We start from the raw sequence: 21089 nt of genomic DNA, 5'->3' as shown, positions 1-21089 counted from the left end.
TCGGCAGGATCAGGATCCTCCCGGATCAGGAGTCACCACAAACAGCCGCTTCCCGAGGGATACCTGATCACCGACGGCCGCGTTGACCAGCGTGACGATTCCGTCGAACGGCGCCCTGAGCGCCAGCTCCATCTTCATCGCCTCCAAGATGCCGAGGATCTCCCCCGTGGCGACGACCGCGGTCTCGGCGACGTTGACGACGCTGATCGAGCCGGGCATCGGGGCGACAACGTGCCCGTCGGAGATGGCCTGGATCGGCGCGGCGGCTCGATCGGAGCATCGCAACGCGGTGACGGACGCATTGTGCGTGACCGTGACAACCGGCGGCGCGGTGCTCAGAATGAATCGTTCGACCACGCCATCGATCTGCAGCACGAGGTCGGTGAGTCCGTCGTGGTCCGGCCCGCAGCGTTGCATCTCGAGCACCGACCAGCTGTGCTCCCCGGCCGTGACCATGCCGTTGGTGCGGTCGACGATGGCCAGCCTGGTTGATGTTCCGTGCTCGAACGAGACGACGACCGGGGCCGCCGTACCGCCGATGCGCCAGCCGTCGGGCACGTCGAACGGGCCGCTTCCGGAACGTGCGGGTGGTCCACCGATCAGCGACCATGCGGCGGCGCAGATCGCGAGCGCGGAGTCGCTCGTCGGCAGCGCGTCGATATTGCGGTCGAGCCAACCAGTGTCTATCTCGGCGTCCCGGAAGGCGTCGGAGCCGGCCAGCCGACGGAGAAAGCCGACGTTGGTGGTGAGTCCGAGGATGACGGTCTCGTCGAGGGCGGCCATCAGCGCGGTTCGGGCAGCCTCCCGAGTGTGGCCGTGGACGATGATTTTGCCGAGCATCGGGTCGTAGAAGGTGCCGACTGCTTGTCCTGAGACCAGCCCGGCGTCGACACGGGCCCTCGCCGGCCAGCGGACGGCGGTCGCGGTACCGGCTTGTGGCAGAAAGCCGTTGTCGGGGTCTTCTGCGTAGACGCGTACCTCAATGGCATGTCCGGTCGCGGTCACGTCGTTCTGCGTGAAGGGTAGGGGGTCACCTTGCGCGACGCGGAGTTGCAGGTCGACCAGGTCACGTCCGGTAATGAGCTCCGTCACCGGGTGTTCGACCTGAAGGCGGGTGTTCATTTCGAGCAGGTAGGCCGCTTCCCCGTCGACCAGGAACTCGACGGTGCCGGCGTTGGTGTAGCCGGCTTGTCGTGCCAGTGCGATCGCCGCAGCGGTGACCGTGTCGCGCACCTGCCGGGAGATCTTCGGCGCGGGGGCTTCTTCGAGCACTTTCTGGTGGCGGCGTTGGCTGGAGCAGTCGCGTTCGAACAGGTGCAAGACACTGCCGTGGTGGTCGGCAATGATCTGCACCTCGACGTGGCGTCCGCGTTCGACGTACCGCTCGATCAGGACCGTGTCGTCGCCGAAGGCCGCGGCGGCCTCTCGTTTCGCCGCCGCCAGGGCGTCGGGCAACTCGGCGGCCGTACGGACGATCCGCATCCCCTTGCCTCCGCCCCCGGCCGCGGCCTTCACCAGCAGCGGGAGTCCGATCTCGTCCAGGGCACGCCGCGCGAGGCCGGGGCCGCCGCTGGCCTCGACCGCGGGGATGACCGGCACGCCGGCGGCGATGGCGACCCGGCGAGCGGAGTCCTTGCGGCCGAGCAGGTCGATCACGTCAGCAGGCGGACCGACGAAGGTGAGGCCCGCATCGGTGCAGGCGCGCGCGAACGCTGATCGTTCGGACAGGAACCCATAGCCCGGGTGTACGGCGTCTGCTCCGGATCTTCTGGCGGCCTCGAGCAGTGCCGCGATGTTGAGGTATGACTCGGCGGCCGGCGCGGGACCGATCCGCACGGCCGTATCGGCCGCGAGCACGTGTTGCGCCTGGGCGTCGGCATCGGAGTAGACGGCAACCGTGCGGAGGCCTGACGCGCGCGCGGCGCGGATGACGCGCAGCGCAATCTCCCCGCGGTTGGCCACCAGCAGCGTCTGAAAGTGCGGTGTCGGCATCTGGGTCACATCCGGAACACGCCGTAGGACGGCTGGGACATGGGCGCGTTGGCGGCTACGGACAGGGCCATACCCAGGACCCGCCGGGTGTCGATCGGGTCGATGATGCCGTCGTCCCAGAGCCGTGCGCTCGAGTAGTAGGGCGAGCCCTGTTGCTCATACTGGTCACGGACCTCGGCTCGAAACCGCTCCTCTTCGGCCGCGGGCCATCGGCCGCCCCGTGACTCGAGGCCTTCTCGCCGTAGGGTGGCCAGCACCGCGGCGGCCTGGTCCCCGCCCATGATGGAGATCCGTGCGTTCGGCCACATCCACAGGAACCGCGGATCATATGCGCGGCCGCACATGCCGTAGTTGCCCGCGCCGAAGGAACCGCCGATGACGACGGTCAGCTTCGGTACGACCGAGCAGGCGACGGCGGTGACCAGTTTCGCGCCATCTTTGGCTATTCCTCGGTGCTCGTACTCGCGGCCGACCATGAAGCCGGCGATGTTCTGCAGGAAGAGCAGTGGTACGCCGCGCTGGTTGCACAACTCGATGAAGTGCGCGCCCTTGACGGCGGACTCGCTGAACAGGATGCCGTTGTTGGCCAGTATCCCGATCGGGTAGCCCCAGATGCGAGCAAAACCGCAGACCAGCGTGTCGCCGTAGAGCGGTTTGAACTCCTGGAGGCGGGAGGCGTCGACGATGCGTCGAATCACCTCGCGCACGTCGTACTGGGTACGGAGGTCGCCGGGCACGACGTCGTAGAGGCCGTCCGGATCTTCGAACGGGTCCTGGCTCGGGGCCGGATGCAGCGACGGCGCGTCCGAACGTTCGATGGTCCCGACGATGCCCCGCAGCGTCATCAACGCGTCCGTATCGTCGGCGGCAAGGTGATCGGCCACACCCGACCTACGGGCATGCACGTCGCCCCCGCCCAGGTCTTCGGCGGTGACGACCTCTCCGGTCGCCGCCCTCACCAGCGGCGGTCCGCCGAGGAAGATCGTGCCCTGCTCGCGGACGATCACCGTCTCATCGGACATCGCCGGGATGTAGGCACCACCCGCGGTGCACGACCCCATGACTGCCGACAGCTGGGGAATGCCGGCCGCCGACATGGTCGCCTGGTTGTAGAAGATCCGTCCGAAATGCTCCCGGTCCGGGAACACCTCATCCTGCAGCGGCAGGAACCCGCCGCCGGAGTCGACCAGATACAGGCACGGCAGCCTGTTCGCGGCGGCGACCGCCTGCGCCCGCAGGTGCTTCTTCACCGTCATCGGGTAATAGGTACCGCCCTTGACGGTGGCGTCGTTGGCGATCACGAGACACTCGCGGCCGGCAACCCGGCCGATGCCGGTCACGAGGCCCGCCGACGGGACCGCACCGTCGTACATGCCGTAGGCCGCCAGTGGCGCGATTTCCAGGAACGGCGAACCGATGTCGAGCAGCCGGTCGATCCGTTCCCGTGGCAACAGCTTTCCCCGCGCGACATGCCTCGCTCGCGAGCGCTCATCACCGCCCTGCCGCACCGTTGCCAGGCGCTGCCGAAGGTCGGCCGCCAGCTCGCGCAGCGTGGCGTCGGGCGAAGCCGGCGCATCGCCGTTCAACGGGCGCTCACCGGTCGTGCCGGCATCGCCTCAAGCAGTTGCGGCGCGAAGGCGGCGACCACCCTGGAACTGCTGGGGCGGCCGAGGCGTCCGGCCATCCACCGCGACGTACGCACGAGTGCCGGAAGGTCGAGGCCGGTATCGATGCCCATGCCGTGCAGCATCCATACGAGGTCCTCGGTGGCGAGGTTTCCGGTGGCGTTGCGGGCGAAGGGGCAGCCTCCCAGGCCACCGGCGGAGGCGTCGAATGTCGTCACGCCGGCCTCGAGTGCGGTGGCCGCGTTGGCCAGCGCCTGACCGTAGGTGTCGTGGAAATGGACCGCGAGCCGGGACATGGGGATGCCGGCGGCGGCGAAGGCCTGCAGCAGGGCCACGACATGGCCGGGCGTGGCGACACCGATCGTGTCGCCGAGCGACAGTTGATAACAGCCCATGGCGATGAGTTGCTGCCCTGTTCGTACGACCTGCTCGATCGGTGTCGGTCCTTCCCAGGGGTCGGCGAAGCACATCGAGACGTATCCGCGGACGCGGCGGCCGTCGGCGAGGGCTGCGGCGGCGACGGTCTCGGCGTCCGCGAGGGATTTCGCGATGCTCGTGTTGAGGTTTCTGGCCGAGAAGCTCTCGGTGGCGCTCACGAACAGTGCGATCGTGTCGATGTCGGAACGGTCGCGGGCCCGCTCGTAGCCGCGTAGGTTCGGGACCAGCACGGGGAGCGATACACCGCGCGTGGCGTCGCCGGCGGCGAGGTGATCGAGCACCGCCTCGGCATCGGCGAGCTGCGGCACCCATTCTGGACGCACGAAGCTCGTCGCCTCGATCGTTCGCGCTCCCGCCGCGGCCAGCCGCCGAATGAACTCGGCCTTGGTGGCGGTGTCGACCGTCACCGGTTCGTTCTGCAGCCCATCCCGCGCACCGACCTCGTACAGGGTGACCGCCGTCGGTCGTCCGGCAGCGGGGACGGCGAACGGAATCGGCGCCCAGGCCGGCTCCGTGTCTGTCGGTGGGACGCTCGCGACCGTGTCCATGGTGGGGAGCCTGCCTGGTCGAGATCGAAAATGCAACACTAGTGGTTCAACTTCTACACTGGTAGTTTATTCACACTGCTGGGCGCCTGGAAGGACGGTCAGACGTGGCGTTGCCGGACGGTGGGGTTGAGCACCCTGCCAAACTGAATATCTGGCTCGGCCGGCAAGGCATCGCCGGCTACGACGCCGAGGCCGAGTTCGTGCGGCTGACCGACGCACTGCGACTGGTGCAGGATCATGCCGCCGCCGCGCGCCCGACGCCGGCCGCCGCCGCGAATGCCGCATCGATGCTCGAACACGTCGCGGCGATACTGCGCGAGTTCGAGGTCGGCGAGGCCGATCAAGTGGCGGCGCGCATCCACGACAACGCCGGCCGCGGACAAACCTTGCTGCCACCGTTTCACGTCGACTCGTGGGGGCCGACGTGGATCGAAGGCCGGGTCCGGTTCACGCGATTCCACCTCGGCAGCAACGGCGCCGCCCACGGCGGATCGATCTCGCTGCTGTTCGACGACCTTCTCGGACAGCTGGCCAACGCTCCCGGGAACGATCGCGCTCGCACGGCCCGCATCGAGGTCAGCTTCCGTCAGATCACCCCTTTGGACCGCGACCTCACGGTGTCGGTTCGTGCCGCGCGCCGGGACGGCCGCAAGCTGGTGGTCACCGGCGAGCTGCGGGACGCCGCCACCGTTCTCGCGACGGCCGAAGGGCTGTTCATCGCGCTGCGCCCGGGCCAGCCCTGACGCTCAGGCGGTATGCCCGGCCTCGCCGGTCCCGGCCGGACCGGGCATCCCCACGGCGCCGCTCGCGCTCAGCCACCGCCGCCGCTGCTCGTCGTAACCGAGCTCGCGCAGCACCGCGTCGGTGTGGTCACCGGGCTGCGGCATCCAGTCCGCCGTCGGAATCCGGCCGTCCACGCGGATGGGTGTACCCAGTTGTTCGATCTCACCGAGCGTCGGGTGCATGACCCCGGTCACCATCCCGCGTCCTGTGACATGCGGATCGTCGAGCAACTCGGCGAAATCCAGGACCGGGGAGATCCCGAGATCGCGTGCCCGGTTCAACTCGTGCCATTCGTCCCGGGTGCGGGTCGCGAACACCGTCGCCAGGCGGGCACGGATCGACGCCGCCTCAGCCGCCGTGACCTCGTACGCCTCAGCCAGATCGTCGAGGCCGACAGCCCGGCACAGCGCCGCCCAGGCCCACGGCTCCACCGCGCTGACCTGCACCGACCGGCCATCGGCGGTGCGATAGACCCCCACGCCGGGATGCCCTCCGAACTCGCGCACCGCCCGGGGATCACGGACCCCGGTGCGCCACAGGTACTGCGCGTTGTAACCGAACAGCGACAGCACCGAGTCCTGGACGGAGATGTCGAGGTAGGCTCCGCGTCCGGCCGCCTGCCGTTGCCGCAGCGCCGCCAGCACCCCGATCACCGAATACAGGCTCGACACCGAATCGCTGACCGGCAGCGGCGTGATGTCGGGATCCCGGCCGGCGCCGCCCGCGGCTGCGGTCAGACCGCCCATGGCCTGGTAGTTCTGTTCGTGTCCACCGAGCGAGGCGTTGGACCCGGTCTGTCCGTAGCCCGAGACGCTGGCGTAGACGATGTCGGGTCTGCGGCCACGCACCGTCTCGTAGTCGATGCCCAGCCGCTTGGCCACGCCCACGGCGAACCCCTCGATGATGGCGTCCGCGGTCTCGACCAGGTCGTAGAACACCTCACGGCCCGCGGCCTGCTTCAGGTCGAGCACGACGCTGCGCTTGTTGCGGCTGTGCCAGAGCCACCGCGGGTGTTCGGTGGAATCCAGCAGCGCCAGGTCGCGCCGAGCTGAGGCAGGCTTGTCGATCTGAATGACGTCCGCGCCGAGATCGGCCAGCACCATCGTGCCGAACTTCACCGGCGAGAACGCTGCGACGTCGAGAATCCGCACGCCGGCGAGCAGCGTCTCCATCGTCACGTCCCCATTTCTGTTGTCGGTCCAGGTCGATCAGCGACGATGACCGCTCCGTCGCGTACCAATTCCTCGATGCGGCCGTCGTGGATTCCCCAGTCGCGGAGGGCGGTGCGTGAGTCGGCGCCCGGAGCCGGCGGCGGGAACGACAGTCTCGCCGGGGTTCGGCTGAAGCGCGGGGCCGGCGCCGGCTGGAGCAGTCCGTGGTGGCGCAGGAAGGTTCCGCGGGACGCCAGGTGCGGGTTGGATTCGACCTCGTCCACTTCGAGAACCGCCGCGACGCACGCCTCGCGGCCTTCGGCCAGCGCGCACCAGGCGTCGCGGGTCCGCGTGCGGATGACCGCCGCGAAGCGTTGCTTGAGCGCGGGCCAGGCCGCACGGTCCTCCTGGTCGGGCAACGGCTCGTCGGCCAGCCCCAGGATGTCGAGCAGGGTCCGGTAGAACCGCGGTTCGACCGCGGCCACGCTGAGCCACCGACCGTCCGCGGTCTCGTAGGCGTCGTAGTACGGCGCTCCACTGTCGATCATGTTCGTGCCGCGCTCCCCGGACCATTGGCCGGTTGCGGCCCAGGCGAAGAACGGTGCCGCGAGCACCGCGGCACCGTCGACCATCGCGGCGTCGATGACCTGTCCCTCTCCGGTGCGCTCGCGGCTCAGCAGGGCCGCCAGGATCCCGTACGCGAGGATGAGCCCGCCGCCGCCGATGTCGGCGACAAGGTTGAGCGGCGGCGTCGGCGGCTGTCCGTACCGCCCGATCAGGGACAGCACGCCGCTCGCTGCCAGGTAGTTCAGGTCGTGTCCGACCATGCGAGCCGACGGACCGTCCTGCCCGTATCCGGTCATGCGGCCATAGATCAGTCGCGGGTTGCGCTCGAGGCACGGCTCCGGGCCGATACCGAGCCGCTCCACGACCCCCGGACGGAAGCCCTCGACCAACGCATCCGCGCGTGAAACGAGGTCCAGCACCACTGCGACGGCGTCCGGACGTTTGAGATCGAGGCCGACCGATCGCCGTCCCCGGTTCAGCAGTTCGGTGGCGTGATCCGCGCCCGGACCGACCGGAGCGCTGTGGACGCCCGGGGTGACGCGATCGATGCGGATCACGTCGGCACCCAGGTCCGCGAGCATCATGCAGCAGAACGGCCCAGGCCCCAGAGATCCGATTTCGAGGACCCGGATGCCGGCCAGCGGGCCGGTTCGCGCCGACACCGCGCTCACACCGCCACCTCCTCAGGAAGCCACCCGGAACGCGTGGCTCTACACTCACAGTGCACGTTCGCACAGCCAGTCGACGGAGTCAATGACGCACCACCGGTCGCTCGCAACGACTTTAATCTCGGTGTTTTCCGGCGATCGACCGCCATGGGCACCGCTCGGAACCCCTCACTCAGGTCGCAGATATTGCACCACCAGTACAAGCACTGATATCGTCGCGGCATCCGCAACGCCGAGGTGGACAGGAGACACATGCCGACACTGAAGGTTGATCGCGGCCTCTGCGAGGGATACGGCAACTGCGTCGTCCAGGCCCCCGACGTCTTCGATCTCGGTGATGACGACATCGTCACGCTGCTGCGCATCGACGTGCCTCCGAGCGACCGGACGCGGATCGACGAAGCGGTCCAGAGCTGCCCGGTCGCGGCGCTCGCGATCGTCGACGAATAGCAAAGGCGGCCAGTCGGCCGCCTTTGTCGTACCGTGCCCTAGAACTGGCGTGGGTCGGCGCGGTCGCCCCGCAACAAGGCTCCGCCGGCCGCGATCTGCGCGTGCAGGGCCGCGATGCCGGCCGAGTAGATGGTGGCGTCGCGGCGCTCGACCAGCGTGACACCCTGCTGATGGTGGCTCCCGTCGATGATGCCCCCGTGCACCAGGAAAGGCTTGAGCACCCGGTCCTGCGGCGGCACGATGACGAATACCACGCCCCTTCCGCCGCCGACGGCAACGGCGTCGACAACGAGGCCGTCCGGCGGCGGAAAGACGCACCGCGCGATCGCCTCGACGATCCGCTCGGCCGAATCACCGACGACGAACGGGGTCACGCCGGCGACCCGGCCATGGTGCTCGGCCAACCCCAGGACGAGCAGTCCACCGTGCACCGCGTTGGCGAACGCGCAGACGTCGAGCACCACGGCATGCCATGGCGAGCCGGCGGTGACGTCGAGCCCCGGCCGGGGCTGGAACACGGCCGTGACCGGTGTCCCGGCCAAACCTTCGACGTCGCCCGCCCGCACCATGGTGACGAGCTGGTCGACGGATTCGCCGTTGTAGCGGTGCGTCTCGGCCACACGCGCGGCCCGGCGGGCGAACTCCACGGCATCGGCCACCGCCAGAGCCGCACTGTCCCGGACGAAACGCGCGTTCCACACGTCGGGCAGGGATCGGCCACGGTCGTTGTACAACCCGGCCAGCTTCCAGCCGCGGGCCCCAGCCCACTCCGAGAGCACCGCGCTGACAGCGTCGCCGGCACGCGGGTCGGCGCGCACATCCGCCCCGACGAACTCGATCTCCACGGCGAACGTCCCGTCCGGCCAGACTTGGAGCTCGAACGGCTCGCGCATGGACAGTTCCGAGTCGAACCGGTCCGGCGGATCCGTCGACACGACGAACTGTGCCGCCGGATATGCCCCGCCCCTCCACTCGGCCGCCCCGATCTGGGTGGCGGGAACCGGCGGGCGGCCGACGGCGAGGACGGCGTCCACCAGTTGCCGCGCGGTCAGTTCCGTGAGCGAGCCGACCGAGGCGAAGTACAGGCGCGGGTACAGCGCATCCACGTCGATCGCATCGTTGAGTATCAGCCGGTCGTGTCGTTCGTCCTCGTCGGCCATGTGCTGTCTTCTCCTGCCTGCGGGTCCTCGGGTGCGCGGGGTCTCAGGGTAGGGCGACAACGCGGCGGACCGGCTCGCTCTTGTCCCTGAGCATGCGCAAGGCGGCGTCGACGTCCTCGAGGGCGACGCGGTGCGAGACCGACGACCCGAGATCGAGGCGGCCCGATGCGACAAGTTCGAGCAGCCGTTCGATGGTGTTCTTGCTGAACCCACCCGAGCCCATCAACGACATCTGGCGCATCGCGAACGAGCCGGACGGTGGCAGGGTGATCGGCTCGTCGCCAAGTCCGACGACCACGGCGCGCCCGCCTTTGGTCAGCGACGCGAACGCCGCCTCGATGGTTGCGGCCCGGCCGATGAACTCACCGGCCACGTCGACCCCGCGTCCGCCGTTGGCCCGGCGGACGGCGGCGGCGACGTCGCCCGCGGTGGCGTCGACGGTCCGATCGGCCCCGAGGCGGCGGGCCAGGTCGAGCTGATCGGCGCGCACGTCCACGGCGATGATCGGCGAGGCCCCGGCCAGGCGCGCGAGCTGGATCGCGTGCTGGCCCAGACCGCCGACGCCGAAGATCGCCACCGACTCCCCCGGTACGAGCCGGGCCCGTTCCAGCAGCGCGTGGTAGGGCGTCGCGACGGCATCGGTGACGAGCGCGCCAATCTCGGCCGGGACGCCGGAGGGCAGCCGCACCAGCGCCCCGGCCGGCGCCGTGACGTACTCCGCCAGCGCCCCGTCGCGGCCCAGCCCGAAGACGGTCGCCGCGTTGCAGTTCTCACTCGCGCCGCGGTCGCAATACCGGCAGTGCCCGCAGGTGATGATCGGCGAGGCGACGACGCGGTCGCCCGGCTGCCAGCCCGAGACTCCGGGGCCCACCGCGGCGATCGTGCCCGCGGTCTCATGCCCCAGCGTCAGCACGTCCTGCGACACCATCCGGTCGCCGGCTCCGTAGGCGATGCTCACGTCGGTGCCGCACAGCCCGGCCGCCTCCACTCGGACCAGCACCTCACCCACGGCCGCCTCGGGGGCCGGCACGTCCTCGCACCGCACCCCCTGCGTACCCCGCCGGTAGCGGACCGCTCTCACCTCGCCGGACCTCCCATGCGGCAGTGCCTCACGCGGCGGCCTCGCCGCCGCTGAGACGACCGTAGTCGTCGAGCAGGATCTCGGCGAGCGCATCGGCGGTTCGCTCGCCGAGCTGATTCACGGCCGACAGCGTGACGTGGACGCGCGGGCTGTCACCGACCTCGTCGACCGCGGTGACCACGCCGCCGATGCGCACGACATCACCGAAGATCTCCGGCCGGCGCAGCCGGACATCGAGCCGGGACAGGAACGCGCTGTCGCCCATCCAGTTGGTCAGGCAGTGGGCGAACCAGCCGACCCGCTGCGGCCCGTTGTTGTACGCCCCCGGCATACCCAGTTCCCGCGCCGCGTCATGATCCTGGTGCCCGATGCTCGGCAGGACCCGCTCGCCGAAGTAGCTCGGGTCGTAGTTGGTGGGCAGCCGGTCGATGTCGGTGAATGCCCACTTGCGGTACTTCCACGCCATCTCCACCGACTTGTAGCCTGGGCTGCCCGGGCATCCGGCGTAGTACGCCGTCATGTCGATCCGGCCGATCGGACCTTTGACGACCGGCGGGATCGCCTCGCCGACCCGGGGCGCGGTCAGGACGCCGGCGCCCCGGCGGTACTCCGACACGGCTTCGTCGCGGATGGCGTCGAGTTCGGCGTCGGTGAAGCGGTGGGCCGCCCGCGGTGCATACGCCAGTCCGGTCGAGGCGCGTCGGCGGGGCACGCGGAATGTCCGTGCGTCGGCTTCGGCCAGCAACCGGCCGTCCTGGTCCTCGTAGCGGCACAACGCGGACTGGATCGCCATGTCCTGCGCGTTCTCCCCCGCGAGCCGGCGAACCGGACCGAACGTGGCCGAGGCGCGGATCCCGTCGCCCCGCCGGACCCTCCGGTGAAACCGCCAGTTCGTGCCGGCGTACATCGGCTGCACACCCGGCAGGCCGGCGCCGACCGCACCGTCGAACGCGGTGTACAGAAACGTCGGCGGCGCGATGAGCGTGCCGTAGGGCGTCGCCGTGCCGTAGGCCGGGTCGCAGAACAGCGGGTTGTCGTCGCCCAGACCGAGCGCGTAGTGGCGCACACTGTCCCAGCTGGCCTCGTGGTTCCACTGCTCGACCCGGATCGGGGTACCGTCGAGCGCCTCGATCGAGGCGTAGCCCTCCGCGTCGATGTCGCCGGCAAGCTCAAACGTTAGTTCGGTGTCCATTGCCGCTGATGGCTCCTGTTCTGTTCCGGCTGTGCCTATGCGGCAGCCGAGCTGGTCGGGTGAGATGCGCGCTATTCGCGCGCGATGAGGTCGACGACACGAACTCCCGATGTCCCGATGATCACCGGATTCATCTCCACGAATGAGATGTCCGCGGCGACCGCACCGAGCGCGGTCGCGATCAGATCACCGAACGCCGCGAGGTCGTATGCGGTGCCGCCACGGTATCCGTCGAGGAGTGCGCCGATGCTGCTCTCGCGCAGTACCCGGTCCCGCTGGGCGCGCGGCCAGCCGCCCCACACGACGGCCTGCCCGGACATCGACTCGACATACGTTCCCCCTGGCCGCACGTAGGCGACCGGCCCGTATTCCCGGTCCCGCACGGCGGAAACGAGCACCTCGAAGCCCCCGGGCACGAACTGCTGGGCAAGCACCGCATCACCGGCGGGGTCACAGATGGCCCGCAATTCCTCGAGGACGCGCGCGGCGGCGGCGCTGTCGCGCACGATCCGGACCGCCCCGAACTCCGTGCGGTGAGCGATCGTACGACCCGCCGCCTTGAGCACGATCGGCAGGCCAAGTTCCGTCATGGCCAGGTCGAGCTCGGCAGCGTTCGCGACCACCCGCCAGGGCGCCCACGGGAAATCGGCGGGCAACCGGGTGGCGGCCCACTCCAGGCCGAGGCTCGCGTCGTCGTGCTCGCCGACCGGCCGCGCGGGCGGCAGGCCAGCATCGACACACGCTGCCACCGCGTCGACCGCCCGCTCCACCGTCGGCAGGTACGCGATGCCCGCCAGGGCCAGCGTCGCGGCGATGTCGGAGGGGATCTGGTCGTCCTCCGACAGCGATGTGAGCACCACCGCCGTCTCGTGCTGGGCCGAGATGAGCTTGGCCGACAACTCCTGCCGGTCGTGGGCCAGGCCGGACTCGACCGCGAGCACGACATCCGCGACGTCGGATACGGCGTAGGCGGTGACCGCCCCAGCGAAGGCCGCCGTGTCGTCGATGAACGGGACGTCCAAGGGATTGGCCGGATGCAGCCGGGCGTCGAGGCGGCTGGCGAGCCGCGTGGCCGCGGCCGGACCGATCGGCGCCATCGTCAGCTGGCGGTGCCGAGCCACCCGGTCCGACCCGATCACGCCGGCGGCGCCGGAGATCGACACCAATGCCGCTCGCGACTGCGGCGTACGGACCAGCGTCGGACAGGTGCCCGCCACCACCAGCGCATCGGCCAGCGCCGAGAGCGACGACACCTCGCGGGCGCCCACCTCACGCAGGATCGCCTGCGAAGCGGCAGCCGATCCGACGATCCGCCCGGTATGGCCGGCGGCGGCCTGCCGCCCGGCCGAGGTGTTGGCCGCCTTGAGGACGAACAGCCGCTTGCCGCCGCCCCGCAGCACGTCCTCCAGGCGCGGTAGCCAATCCAGGTCGCTGATGCCCTCCAGGAACAGCCCCACCGCGTCGGTGCCGTCCTGGCTCAGCAGGCCGACGGTCAGTTCCAGGGCGCCGACGTCCACCTCGTCGCCCGAGCTGATCCACTGCGACAGACCGACGTGACGACGGATCAACGTCTGCAGCAGGCTGTTGCCCAGCGCGCCGCTCTGGGTCACCAGCCCGACCCGGCCTGGCCGCGGCTGCTCGGCCCGCAGCACCGAGGAGAACGTCAGGAATGCGGCGTGGTGGGCGCCGACGGTGCCGACGCAGTTGGGGCCGACCACCCGCATCCGGCTGTCAGCGACGAACCGCTCGAGGTCCCTGCGCTCGGGCGAGGCACGGTCCTCGAAACCGCTGCCGATGACCACCGCGACCTCGACGCCGATCTGCTCGGCGTCGGCCAGCGCGGCGACAACCGAGGCGGCCGGAACGGCGATCAGGGCGGCGTCGACGCTGCCGGGCTCGACCTCGCTCAGCCGGGCGACCGCGGGGATCCCGCCGATCACGCGGTGACGCGCGTTCACCGGAACGATGCCACCACCGAACCCGTACCGTCTCAGGTACTCCACCGGCCGGCCCGATATCCGGTCCGGATCGGCGGAGGCACCCACCACGGCAACACAACGCGGCTGCGCGAGCACAGCGACGAGATCCGATCCGAGCAACCTCATGGTGTCAGTGCCACCTCTCAGCCGTCACGTCGGTGCACCTCTCGCGCCACCGACGTGCAGCGACAGTATCAGCGATTGTATTGTCAGTACAAGCAGCACTGGCGACCCGGTACGGCAGATGGCGCCAATACTGGTGGCGTGAACGGGTCCGGCCGGTCCTTGACAGTACCCGGCCCCACTGCGAGTCTGAACCCACAGTTCACGTCCCTGACACCACCCCTGCCGAAGGACGGACCGCCATGACGGAGCCGACACGATCGACCCGCCATGCGCCGGTCAAATCCCTGCCGACCGCTTGGGCGCGCGACTACGACCTCTACGACCCGGCGTACCTCGAGAACCCGGCCGCGGTGTGGGACGGGATGCGCGGACAATGCCCGGTGGCACACACCGAACGCCGCGGCGGCGGATACCTGCTCTCACGCCACCAGGACATCACCGCCGTGGCTCTGGACCCCGCGACGTTCTCCTCCCGCGCCGGCGAGGTCACCGGCCCGGTTCCCGAGCCCGGGCGTGAGCTCAGCCTGCCGCCGGTGACCTCGGATCCGCCCGCCCACGCGGCGGATCGCCGGCTGCTCATGCCGCTGTTCACCAAGCCCGCGGTGGCCCGCTACGAACAGCTCACCCGCGACACCGCGGCCGAACTCATCGCCGGCTTCGGGGAGCGCACCCTGATCGACGGCGCCGGCGAGTACGCCCGCGACATCCCGGTCGTGGTCACGTCCCGCATGCTCGGCCTGCCACCGCAAGACCAGGCGCGCTTCCACACCTGGACGGTGCGCATGCTCAAGGACGGCGCCGAGGACCACAAGGTTCGCGCCGAGGCGGTCCGCGCCATCCGCGACTACCTCACCGACCTCGTCCGCAGCGGGAGCCTGGCCGGGAGTGACGGCGTGATCGGCCACCTACTGGCCCGGCAGCCGGACGATCCCACACTCAGCCACGAGCGGATCGTCGGCATGTCGTTCCTCATGCTGATCGCCGGCATCGACACGACGTGGAGTGCCCTCGGATCGATCCTGTGGCATCTCGCAACACACCAGGAGCACCGCGCCGCGATCGCGGCCGACCCGGGGTCCGTCCCCGCAGCCGTCGACGAGTTCCTGCGCCTCTACGCACCGGTCACGATCGGCCGGATCGTCACCGCGCCCGCATCGATCGGCGAGACCCGCGTCTGCCCCGGCGACCGGATCGTGCTGCCCTGGGCCGCCGCCAACCACGACCCGGACGTCTGCGACCGGCCCGGCGAATTCATCGCCGACCGGCCGCGCAACCGGCATCTCGCCTTCGGCGTCGGAATTCACCGATGCCTCGGCGCGCACCTGGCCCACATGGAGTTGCGGGTTTCGCTGACCGAATGGCTGCGCCGGATTCCCGACTTCGCGCTCGCGCCGGGCGCCGTCGTCGAATGGACCGGCGGCAACACGCGCGGACCGAAGGCGCTTCCGCTGGTCATCCACCGGGCAACCCACACCGGCACCGGCGGCTGAGGCCCAGGCCGATCAGAACGTGGGCGGCGTGATGATCCAGATCGCGACGAGCGGCTCGGAGCCACGATTTTCCCACTGGTGCGGGATGTGGCTGGAGAAGTAGATCGAGTCCCTCGGGCCGAGCACGCACTCGGTGTCGCCGACCTTGAAGTTCATCTCGCCCGAGATCACGACGCCGCACTCCTCGCCCTCATGCATGTGCGGGTGCCCGCCGCTGCTGGCGCCGGGCGCGGCCTCGACCCAGATGATCTCCATCTTGCGTTGCAGGCTCGGTGACAGCAGCTCGTTGGCGATCGACGAGCCGGGATAGACGATGCGGCGACGCTGGCCGGCCCGCAACACGGCGATGTCGTTGTCGACGCGGACCACCTCCGCGGTGCCGTCCGCTGCCTCGTCCTCCAGCAGCGATCCCACGCTCGATCCGACCGCCTCGAGCAGCGACTTCAAGGTCGACAGCGTCGGATTGGCCACGCCCCGCTCGACCTGGCTGACAAAGCTCGTCGACACACCGGCGACCTCGGCCACCTGCGCCAGACTCAGCTTCTGGGCCATCCGCCGGGTGCGGATCATCTCGCCCAGGTCATTGGCGTCCAGCTCCGGCCTCCTCGGGTGATTGTGCGGCATTCGCGGCCAGGTGTATCCGCAGCATGCCCTGGCCGACCTCGCTCGACCGCCAAATCTACACTGTCAGTTCACCAGTTGCATTTCGGGAGTGAGTCACCACTGCTACTGCATCCCGACGGTTCGGTTGCGCATCCTCGTGCAATGGTCCCACCGGCCACGGAAGACAGAAGCCACTGTCCAGAGTCAGATACCGGCTGCCCTCAACCAGCCGACGCCCCCAGAGCCGCAGGCGGGCGGCGGGCAGGCCGTGGCCTCGGGCATCAGCCGGTGCTGGGCGCATAGCGGACGATCTCACCGTCCTCGGTCGCGACGACCCGCCGCTGGTCCGTGAGCAGACGCAGATGCCACACCGTCTCGACGACCGCGAGCATCTGATGGAACGGCGGCAGCTCCTCGAAGCGACGCTCCCGGCCGGTCCATCGCAGCAGGTTGCTGACCTCGAACGCGGTGCTCGCACCGCGTTCGATCGCCGCGGCGGTGAGACTCAGCCGGGTGTCGTGGTGCTCGAACAGCTCGTCGATCCGCGCGTGCGTGCTCGCGGTCACCGGTCCGTGCGCCGGGAGCAGACGGGCATCCGGAAGTGCCCGCACCGCGTGCAGCGAGCTCAGGTAGTCCCCGAGCGGGGACCGACCGGGTGCCGGCTCGAGGCCGATCGACGGCGTGATGTGCGGCAGCACATGATCGCCGGCGAACAGCATCGCACCGGCCCGGTCGAGGTACACCAGGTGCCCCTGCGTGTGCCCGGGCGTCGCCCGCGCCTCCAGACGCCGCCCCCCGGCGTGCAGCAGCGTGCCCGGCTCGATCCACTCGTCCGGCGCCTCCCATGCCTCGTGCGGCAGAGCCTCCTCGGGCAGCACCGACAGCACCGCTTCGGCGACCGCCGCCGCCCCGTTGGCCCGCAGATCCTCGAGCTGCCGGCGGTAGGCCTGCGTCGACGGGTCCGACATCACGGCGAGCGACGCCCGCTCGCCGACGCCCAGGCCCAGGTGTGCGCCAAAGTCCCGGCGGAGCGCCACCGCCTGGGTGTAGTGATCCCGATGCACGTGCGTGACCAGGAACCGTCGCACGTCGCCCAGGCCCGCGCCGAGTTCCTTCAGGGCCTGGGCGAGCCGATCCCGGACGCCGTCAAGGACCACACCCGAGTCGATCAGGGTGAAGCCGTCGTCATCGGCAAGGGCATACGCGTTGACCGCCCGAAGTTCGTCGGGCAGCGGCAGCGGGATGCGGAAGACGCCTTCCGCCAGGGTGAACACGCCCGGCTCGTACCACGGCCGGGCCGGATCGTCGTCAACAGGCACCGTGGTCCGCCGCCGATCAGAACGATCCGGCGACGATGATCTCGTCTCGCGGGAAATGGTCGATCAGCTCCGGACCGTTCTCGGTCACGACCACCATCGATTCGGTGCGGACGCCGGCCTTGCGGTGCACGCCCTCGATGCCCTCGATCGCGATCACCATGCCGGCCTCGATCTCCTCCGGGTACTGCAGCGACCACTGACGGTTGATGATCGGGTAGTTGTAGTGCACGAACCGCGAGCCGACGTTGACCAGCCCGATGCCGTGCGCGTACTCGATGGTCAGCAGTTCGGCCTCGTCCCGGTAGCCGAACTTGCTCGCCGGCGCGAAATGGGCCGCCGCGTCGGCCGTGGTGCGCCCCGGACGCAGCTCACCGATCACCGCGTCCATGCGGTCGCGCAACTCGGTGTACCAGCTCGTCTCCTCCGCCGTCGGTTTGCGCCCCACCACGAATTGCCGGTAGAGGCAGGCGGTGTAGCCGAGGAACGACGTGCCGCAGGTGAGCACGTAGGCCAGGTCACCGTATTCGATGCGCCGGTCGCTGCCGCTGATCCCGCGTTCGAAGGCGAGCGGGCCGGCCATCACCTTCGACGCCCCGAACTCGGCGCCGGCGTCCTCGGTTGCCCGTTTGACGTCTTTGGCGACCTTGCTCTGCAGCACCCCGGGCCGCAGCGAATCCACCGCGGCCATGAACCCGCTCGTGCTGATCGAGGCGACCATCTTCAGGCAGCTGATCTCGTCGGGAGTCTTGAGCCGGGACGCCTCCATGAGCAGCGGCAGGCCCGGTCGCACCTCGACCCCGCTGGACCGCAGCGCCTCGATCGCCCGGTTGTCGAACTCGCTGACCGCGAGCGGCTCTCCGGTCAGGCCTCGCTCGGCCAGCTCGGTGACGATCCCGGCCGCGAACAGCTTGGCCTCGTCCGCGGCCGCGCCCTCCATGACGGTGCCGCCCATCCAGGACCGCGCGATCCGCCAGTGCGGGATCCAGGGCGCCTGGTCCGGCATCTGGTGGTACGAGCCGGCGGGCGCGAACACAACCGGATCGTGATCGGCGAAGAACAAGGCATAGGCCGCCTGCAACTGGAACTCCGACCACCAGAACCCCACCGCGTACCGAACGTTCTCGGCGCCGGTCACCAGCATGGCCGGGATGCCCTGCGCCTTGAGCACCGCGCGCAGCCGAGCGGCTCGGTCCGACCGCAGGCGCGCGAGGTCGATGCCCTCGTGCACGTCGTTCGAGGTCGGCCCGAAGTGGAGTTTGCTGGAGTACTGAATGTCTGCCATGGCTGGGTGTCTCGTCCCTTCGCTACATGCATGACTCGGCGGGCGGGCCGGTCAAACGTCAGAGTGCGCCGGCATGCCGCAGGGCGGCCTCGATGCTGCGGTGGTGGTGTTGCAGGGCGGGCTCATTCCGGCCGAACACCAGGGTCGGCAGGCCACCGGTCCGCAGATTGCGGTGGACTTCCTCCGCCATGGGGATGTCCTCCTCGGTGAGGATCCACTGCGTGTTCAGGAATCGCTTCGCGTGGACCTCCTCGACGTCCCACTCCGGGTACCGGAAGTACAGGTGGTTCATGATGTTCGTGTCGACCGTGGTCCCGGGCATGATCTGGGAGTACTCGACGTGGTCCTGCATGACGGACAGAATCACGTTCGGAAACAGCGTGTAGATGAGCTGCACGTGCCGCATCAGGGGCCAATCGGCCTCCGGGATCGACCCGAGCTCGTCAATCTTGCGGCCGAGGAACCCGCTCATCGCGTTCGGCCCGTAGGCATCGAACGTCGCCTGGTTGGAATTGTTGTAGCGGGCCACGGTCGTCTTGTGCAGCGACGCGAAATGGTACGGCTCCAGGTATCCGTCGACCGCGAGCTTCCAGTTGGACGCGGTGACCACCGGCTCGTGGATCGATGGGGCCGCCAGTCCCGTTTCGAAGCCCCATTCCTCGAATTGCGGCGCGAGCCCGCACAGCACCGCCTCGATGTCGATCGGCTCGGGATTCTGCCGCAGCGGCGTGGCGCGGACGTAGATCAACCCGTAGCGCTCCGCCACCGCGACCTCGGTGAGGCCGAAGCAGCCCGTTTCGAGATCGCCGAAGTTGTCGCCGCCGCGCACCTTGCGCAGGCTCCCGTCGAGGTCGTATGCCCAGCCGTGGTACTTGCAGACGAACGTGCGCGCCGACCCGGTGCCGTAGGCGACCGCCGCGCCGCGGTGCCGGCAGATGTTCAGGAAGGCCCGCAGCGAGCCGTCCTCCTGCCGCGAGACGACGACCGGGGCCTTGGGAATGTCGAGGGTCTTGAACGAGCCGGGCATCGGCACCTCGACGCTCAATCCCGCGAAGATCGGGGCCCGGCGGAACAGCACATCGATTTCGGCGTCATGGCGGGCGGCGTCGAGGTAGACCACCGCCGGTTGCTCGTAGATCGACGCGGCCCGCTCGTTCGACCGGGTGGTGACCAGGTGCAGACCCCGGCGGGCGACATCGAGCGCCTTCGAGTGCCGCTGGCGCGGTCCATACCGACGTCCGGCAGTTGTCGTCGCCGCTGGGTCAGGCGTATCGGACATCTTCTCTGAACCCCTTCCACCATTGCGCTCACAGCCGGGATTACACTGTCAGTGCAGCCTCGCAGACATCTGGAGGCGTGTCAACAGCGCACTTGTTCTGACAGTACAAACGCCCCTATCATCCGGGAGTCTTTACCGGCCGGTTGAACGGAGGCGTCCATGCTCGACACCGCCCTCATCATCGGGGCATCGGTCGCCGGTACGCGGGTGGCGACAGATCTGCGCCGGCACGGCTACCGCGGGCGGGTGCTGCTCGTCGACGCCCAGGACGAACTGCCCTACGACCGTCCGCCGTTGTCGAAGTCCGCGCTCACCGGTGACCGCATCGCACCGGTCCGCCTGCTCACCGCCGACGCCGCGGCGGCCGCCGGGATCGAGCTGCGCCTCGGGGCGGCCGCGGGAAAGCTCGACACCGACGCCGCGGTCGTGACCCTGACCGACGGAACCGAACTGCGCTTCGACGAGTTGGTCATCGCCACCGGCGCCCGAGCCCGCCCGACGCCCTGGCCCCGGCACGAGCGGATCGTGGAACTGCGCACGCTGGAACAGGCCCGGCACCTGCATACGGCGCTGCGCTCCAGCCGCCACATCGCGGTTGTGGGCGCGGGCTTCATCGGAGCCGAGGTCGCATCGGCCGCCCGGTCCCTCGGCCTGCGAGTCTCGCTCATCGACCCCGTCGAGGTGCCCGTCGGGCGGCTGTTCGGTGACGCGCTGGGCCGCCGGTTCCACGACCTGCACTCGGCGAACGGCGTGAGCTGCCACTTCGGCATCGGCGTCGAATCCCTCGAGCCGCACGACTCCCTCGTCGAGGTCACCCTCGGCGACGGCACACGGCTCACGGTCGACATCGTCGTGGTGGGCATCGGGGTCGAACCCGACATCGACTGGCTCGCCGGATCGGGAGTCGTGCTCGACGACGGCGTGCTCTGCGACAGCCGGTGCCGCGCGGTCGGTCACCGGAACATCCGCGCGGCCGGGGACGTGGCGCGCTGGTTCCATCCGCGGCACGGCAAACCGATCAGGGTTGAACACTGGACCAACGCGGTGGAGCAGGCGCAGTTCGTGGCCGCCGCGATCGCCCGGCCCGACGACGGCGACGAGTTCGCCCCGGTCGAATATGTCTGGAGCGATCAATACGACTGGAAGATCCAGATCGCCGGTGTACCGCAGCGGCAGCACGAGCCGATCGTGATCCCCTCCCCCCGTCCGGCGGCACTGTGCGCCCTCTGGTGCGACGGCCACGGGGTCGTCGTCGGCGGGCTGTCCGTCAACTGGCCGAAGGCCGCGATCCTGATGCGTCGGGCGATCGCCTCCGCCGGGTCGGCCGAGGCGATCCGAGCCGCACTCGCCTGAGCC

Annotated in this window: 17 protein-coding genes; 4 read left to right on the top strand and 13 right to left on the bottom strand. The window is 69.7% G+C overall.

Going from position 1 to position 21089, the window contains the following annotated elements; all coding sequences use genetic code 11:
* Nucleotides 1-9 precede the first annotated feature (9 nt).
* The 3 genes from ACQPY0_RS17390 to ACQPY0_RS17380 are packed head-to-tail and all read right to left on the bottom strand — an operon-like array spanning nt 10 to nt 4603.
* The gene (locus ACQPY0_RS17390; protein WP_432989993.1) at nt 10-1992 is read right to left on the bottom strand and encodes an acetyl/propionyl/methylcrotonyl-CoA carboxylase subunit alpha; all 1983 of its coding nucleotides are present in this window, start codon (nt 1990-1992) and stop codon (nt 10-12) included.
* Between the two features lie 5 nt (nt 1993-1997).
* Nucleotides 1998-3578 carry a carboxyl transferase domain-containing protein gene (locus tag ACQPY0_RS17385; RefSeq protein ID WP_432989991.1) on the bottom strand — a complete coding sequence of 527 codons (1581 nt, stop codon included), beginning with the start codon at nt 3576-3578 and terminating at the stop codon, nt 1998-2000.
* Nucleotides 3575-4603 (bottom strand): hydroxymethylglutaryl-CoA lyase, encoded by a 1029-nt coding sequence (locus ACQPY0_RS17380; RefSeq protein WP_432989988.1) that lies wholly within the window; start codon nt 4601-4603, stop codon nt 3575-3577. The genes ACQPY0_RS17385 and ACQPY0_RS17380 overlap by 4 nt, the downstream gene beginning before the upstream one ends.
* Nucleotides 4604-4707: 104 nt before the next feature.
* Here ACQPY0_RS17380 and ACQPY0_RS17375 point away from each other — a divergent pair, with 104 nt between their 5' ends.
* Nucleotides 4708-5346, top strand: coding sequence for a PaaI family thioesterase (locus ACQPY0_RS17375; RefSeq protein ID WP_432989986.1), 639 nt, complete (start codon nt 4708-4710; stop codon nt 5344-5346).
* 3 nt (nt 5347-5349) lie between these two features.
* Here ACQPY0_RS17375 and ACQPY0_RS17370 read toward each other — a convergent pair whose 3' ends face one another.
* Both ACQPY0_RS17370 and ACQPY0_RS17365 read right to left on the bottom strand, forming a co-directional pair.
* Complete coding sequence (locus tag ACQPY0_RS17370) at nt 5350-6558, bottom strand: CaiB/BaiF CoA transferase family protein (protein ID WP_432995280.1); 1209 nt, start codon at nt 6556-6558, stop codon at nt 5350-5352.
* Nucleotides 6559-6560: 2 nt separating this feature from the next.
* Nucleotides 6561-7775 (bottom strand): CaiB/BaiF CoA transferase family protein, encoded by a 1215-nt coding sequence (locus tag ACQPY0_RS17365; RefSeq protein WP_432989984.1) that lies wholly within the window; start codon nt 7773-7775, stop codon nt 6561-6563.
* 249 nt (nt 7776-8024) lie between these two features.
* Between ACQPY0_RS17365 and ACQPY0_RS17360 the strand changes: the two genes are divergently transcribed.
* Nucleotides 8025-8222 carry a ferredoxin gene (locus ACQPY0_RS17360; protein WP_432989981.1) on the top strand — a complete coding sequence of 66 codons (198 nt, stop codon included), beginning with the start codon at nt 8025-8027 and terminating at the stop codon, nt 8220-8222.
* 38 nt (nt 8223-8260) lie between these two features.
* Here the strand turns inward: ACQPY0_RS17360 and ACQPY0_RS17355 are convergent, their stop codons facing one another.
* The 4 genes from ACQPY0_RS17355 to ACQPY0_RS17340 all read right to left on the bottom strand — a co-directional run bounded on the left by ACQPY0_RS17355 (nt 8261) and on the right by ACQPY0_RS17340 (nt 13760).
* Entirely contained in the window at nt 8261-9382 is a 1122-nt protein-coding gene (locus tag ACQPY0_RS17355) for a hypothetical protein (protein ID WP_432989979.1), read from the bottom strand.
* Between the two features lie 43 nt (nt 9383-9425).
* Nucleotides 9426-10463, bottom strand: a complete 1038-nt coding sequence (locus ACQPY0_RS17350; RefSeq protein WP_432989976.1) for a zinc-dependent alcohol dehydrogenase — start codon at nt 10461-10463, stop codon at nt 9426-9428.
* 28 nt (nt 10464-10491) lie between these two features.
* Entirely contained in the window at nt 10492-11655 is a 1164-nt protein-coding gene (locus ACQPY0_RS17345; RefSeq protein WP_432989974.1) for an FAS1-like dehydratase domain-containing protein, read from the bottom strand.
* 71 nt (nt 11656-11726) lie between these two features.
* The gene (locus tag ACQPY0_RS17340) at nt 11727-13760 is read right to left on the bottom strand and encodes an acetate--CoA ligase family protein (protein ID WP_432989972.1); all 2034 of its coding nucleotides are present in this window, start codon (nt 13758-13760) and stop codon (nt 11727-11729) included.
* Nucleotides 13761-13999: 239 nt separating this feature from the next.
* On the opposite strand from ACQPY0_RS17340, the gene ACQPY0_RS17335 reads away from it, so the two are divergent.
* Entirely contained in the window at nt 14000-15250 is a 1251-nt protein-coding gene (locus ACQPY0_RS17335) for a cytochrome P450 (RefSeq protein ID WP_432989970.1), read from the top strand.
* A 12-nt stretch (nt 15251-15262) separates the two neighbouring features.
* On the opposite strand, the gene ACQPY0_RS17330 is transcribed toward ACQPY0_RS17335, so the two are convergent.
* The 4 genes from ACQPY0_RS17330 to ACQPY0_RS17315 all read right to left on the bottom strand — a co-directional run bounded on the left by ACQPY0_RS17330 (nt 15263) and on the right by ACQPY0_RS17315 (nt 19733).
* Nucleotides 15263-15775 (bottom strand): helix-turn-helix domain-containing protein, encoded by a 513-nt coding sequence (locus tag ACQPY0_RS17330; RefSeq protein WP_432989968.1) that lies wholly within the window; start codon nt 15773-15775, stop codon nt 15263-15265.
* A 359-nt stretch (nt 15776-16134) separates the two neighbouring features.
* Nucleotides 16135-17172 carry an MBL fold metallo-hydrolase gene (locus ACQPY0_RS17325; protein WP_432989965.1) on the bottom strand — a complete coding sequence of 346 codons (1038 nt, stop codon included), beginning with the start codon at nt 17170-17172 and terminating at the stop codon, nt 16135-16137.
* Between the two features lie 16 nt (nt 17173-17188).
* Entirely contained in the window at nt 17189-18454 is a 1266-nt protein-coding gene (locus ACQPY0_RS17320) for a M24 family metallopeptidase (protein WP_432989962.1), read from the bottom strand.
* A gap of 58 nt (nt 18455-18512) precedes the next feature.
* Nucleotides 18513-19733, bottom strand: coding sequence for an aromatic ring-hydroxylating oxygenase subunit alpha (locus ACQPY0_RS17315; RefSeq protein WP_432989960.1), 1221 nt, complete (start codon nt 19731-19733; stop codon nt 18513-18515).
* 159 nt (nt 19734-19892) lie between these two features.
* On the opposite strand from ACQPY0_RS17315, the gene ACQPY0_RS17310 reads away from it, so the two are divergent.
* Nucleotides 19893-21086 (top strand): NAD(P)/FAD-dependent oxidoreductase, encoded by a 1194-nt coding sequence (locus ACQPY0_RS17310; RefSeq protein WP_432989957.1) that lies wholly within the window; start codon nt 19893-19895, stop codon nt 21084-21086.
* The last annotated feature ends 3 nt before the right edge of the window (nt 21087-21089 follow it).

This window comes from Dactylosporangium sp. CA-233914, from assembly GCF_050942935.1.
Lineage (GTDB): Bacteria > Actinomycetota > Actinomycetes > Mycobacteriales > Micromonosporaceae > Dactylosporangium.
This window is presented reverse-complemented; position numbering and strand designations above follow the sequence as displayed.

Bases quoted from the DNA above. Each gene is read 5' to 3' on its own strand.
- ACQPY0_RS17390 (WP_432989993.1), bottom strand. From the start codon at position 1,992: ATGCCGACACCGCACTTTCAGACGCTGCTGGTGGCCAACCGCGGGGAG.
- ACQPY0_RS17380 (WP_432989988.1), bottom strand. From the start codon at position 4,603: ATGGACACGGTCGCGAGCGTCCCACCGACAGACACGGAGCCGGCCTGG.
- ACQPY0_RS17370 (WP_432995280.1), bottom strand. From the start codon at position 6,558: ATGGAGACGCTGCTCGCCGGCGTGCGGATTCTCGACGTCGCAGCGTTC.
- ACQPY0_RS17360 (WP_432989981.1), top strand. From the start codon at position 8,025: ATGCCGACACTGAAGGTTGATCGCGGCCTCTGCGAGGGATACGGCAAC.
- ACQPY0_RS17355 (WP_432989979.1), bottom strand. From the start codon at position 9,382: ATGGCCGACGAGGACGAACGACACGACCGGCTGATACTCAACGATGCG.
- ACQPY0_RS17345 (WP_432989974.1), bottom strand. From the start codon at position 11,655: ATGGACACCGAACTAACGTTTGAGCTTGCCGGCGACATCGACGCGGAG.
- ACQPY0_RS17340 (WP_432989972.1), bottom strand. From the start codon at position 13,760: ATGAGGTTGCTCGGATCGGATCTCGTCGCTGTGCTCGCGCAGCCGCGT.
- ACQPY0_RS17335 (WP_432989970.1), top strand. From the start codon at position 14,000: ATGACGGAGCCGACACGATCGACCCGCCATGCGCCGGTCAAATCCCTG.
- ACQPY0_RS17320 (WP_432989962.1), bottom strand. From the start codon at position 18,454: ATGGCAGACATTCAGTACTCCAGCAAACTCCACTTCGGGCCGACCTCG.
- ACQPY0_RS17315 (WP_432989960.1), bottom strand. From the start codon at position 19,733: ATGTCCGATACGCCTGACCCAGCGGCGACGACAACTGCCGGACGTCGG.
- ACQPY0_RS17310 (WP_432989957.1), top strand. From the start codon at position 19,893: ATGCTCGACACCGCCCTCATCATCGGGGCATCGGTCGCCGGTACGCGG.